2 protein-coding genes are annotated in these 2,113 nt (G+C 56.0%); both read left to right on the top strand.

From position 1 onward, the window contains the following. Positions 1–238: transposase (locus tag GSQ92_RS30865; RefSeq protein WP_254066590.1), on the top strand; the 238-nt coding region annotated here is incomplete at its 5' end. A gap of 696 nt (positions 239–934) precedes the next feature. After that, positions 935–1,288 carry a hypothetical protein gene (locus GSQ92_RS07650; RefSeq protein ID WP_159013296.1) on the top strand — a complete coding sequence of 118 codons (354 nt, stop codon included), beginning with the start codon at positions 935–937 and terminating at the stop codon, positions 1,286–1,288. Positions 1,289–2,113 lie beyond the last annotated feature (825 nt).

Raw genomic sequence — 2,113 nt, 5'->3', positions numbered from 1 at the left:
GACGATTGTCGGCAAATGCATGGCGCGACACCGCGCCGCCGAGTTTCGGCGCTTCCTCGCTATGGTTGAGAAGAACGTCCCGGCCGACCTCGACGTGCACGTCGTCATGGACAATGCATCAAGCCACAAGACCAAGCAGATCCGCAGTTGGTTTGCCAAGCGCCCTCGCTGGCACCCGCACTTTACCCCGCGTCGGCATCCTGGATCAATCAGGTTGAGCGCTTTTTTGCCTTGCTAACCGACGAGCAGATCAGGCGCGGTACGCACCGCTCCGTTCGAGAGCTTGAAGTGGCAATCGGCACCTACATCGACGCCCGGAACGCCGATCCCAAGCCTTTTCGGTGGACCAAGTCCGCAGACGACATCTTGGCGTCAATCCAGCGCTTCTGCCAAAGAACCGTCGACGTCCAGCAGAGATGTGGATAGAAACTTCGGAATCAGGACACTAGTTCCGCACGCTACAGATGGCCGACTCTCTTTGTTTGGCGCTTACTCAACACAATTCGTGTTGTAAGTTCTTCTCATTCGCGTGATCTGGCTTTGGACACGACGTTGCGGTTTGTTCGCCGGACCTTGCAAGCTTTTGGAGGTGTCCGGGTTGTTCCTTAAGCGAGCTTGGATCAATACTCTTCCTCATTTCTCGAAGGTTGGAAACATGATATATGCGACATCAAGATCAGGTGGTCCGGGCCGATTGGTTGCGCAACTAGCAGTTCCTATCATTTGGCTTGTCTTGGCTTGTTCCCAAGCATGTGCCGGAGAAGCTGAGGTGTGCGCATCTCATCAAGATGCTAGGGACTGGCGGCCCTTGTTTAGCGCAGGTGCGATAGTAGTGCCCACAGGGACAGTCTTCGATCATGCGGGCCACATTATTGGCACGCTACAGGACCCTCGGGATTTCGTCCATGAACTGCCAGACGGTAGAGGATGGAAGGTGTCGATCGCCGAACTGAACCGTCGGGAGAAACTAGTTCAGGAGGACTCTAACCCTTCACCGGACGGGTCTGCATTTGTAACTGGCGTCTCGATCAAGCTCACGGAGAAACGGCCTTGCGCCCGCGTTTCAGCGGAAGCCATCCTTTCGGGAGATTGGCGCTGGACACGTCAAGCAATTCCAGCAAACGAAAGTCTTTACTTCCAGGTGGCTGGGGTGTTGAGAGATGGAGTTTTAGATACAGTGTTTGACAATGACGGGGATCCCTTCGAAAAAGCAGCGGCGCGCAGTGAGCTCAACGCTTCTGTCACCGGGAATATCAACAGGGCACAAAAGCTCAGTGAAGGTCAGTAGGAGTGGGTTGCTAAGCTTCAAATCAAGTCGCTCAACTGTCGCGCGCTCGAAGGAGGCTAATCCTGCACGTGTCCTGTCCTTGTTCGGGGTTAGTTTGTGCCTCATCATCTGCGGAGCCTGCTGCAGCCTCCTTGCCTTTCGATTTCTGAAGCAGCACTGAACTCAATCTGCCTCTTCGAACCTTTCTGATTGGACCACGCCTGAACGACCAAAGGACAAGTTGCAGTCTTCGCCAGCTTACGTCCGCGCACCCGAAGGCAACGGTTGCAGTGCGGTAAGCGGACCTAGCGAGGCGCACCGCGGACTGGGCGGGCGTCGGTGTCGACGCAATGCGCCAGAATGAGATCAGTCACAAAGTGCTACTCCATAGGCCGAGAGAGTTTCCGCCTGAATGCCCGAACTCCGAATTTAGTTGGATGGTGGCGTAAAGCCGTGGTGCCACAGCCCAGCATCAACGGCGTCCTTCGCATTGCACGAAAAGAAAAGTGGTGAAGCGTTCCAGCATCCCGCTCCACGTGGAGGACAATACGTTACGATGCATAGCCGTAACGACAAGTGCAGCGCTGCTCGGCCTCGCTGTCGCCAATGACGGCTCTCGTCACGTTGAGGAGCGGGCGAGCTATGCCAGCAGTTCATGGTTGCCGGACTGGCAATAAGGCGATTTGCGCCTGATTGCTCCCTAAGGGCGTTGTCACGTTAACTGGCGGTCTGCGACGGCCTGGGCGAGGATGATGGCATGAAGAAGCCGCCAGACCCGCACCATCGCCACCGTTTCCCGGCAGACCTCATCAGCCACGCTGTATGGCTCTATCACGTGTTCAGCCT

Source organism: Acidisoma sp. S159 (genome assembly GCF_009766125.1).
GTDB lineage: Bacteria > Pseudomonadota > Alphaproteobacteria > Acetobacterales > Acetobacteraceae > Acidisoma.
This window is presented reverse-complemented; position numbering and strand designations above follow the sequence as displayed.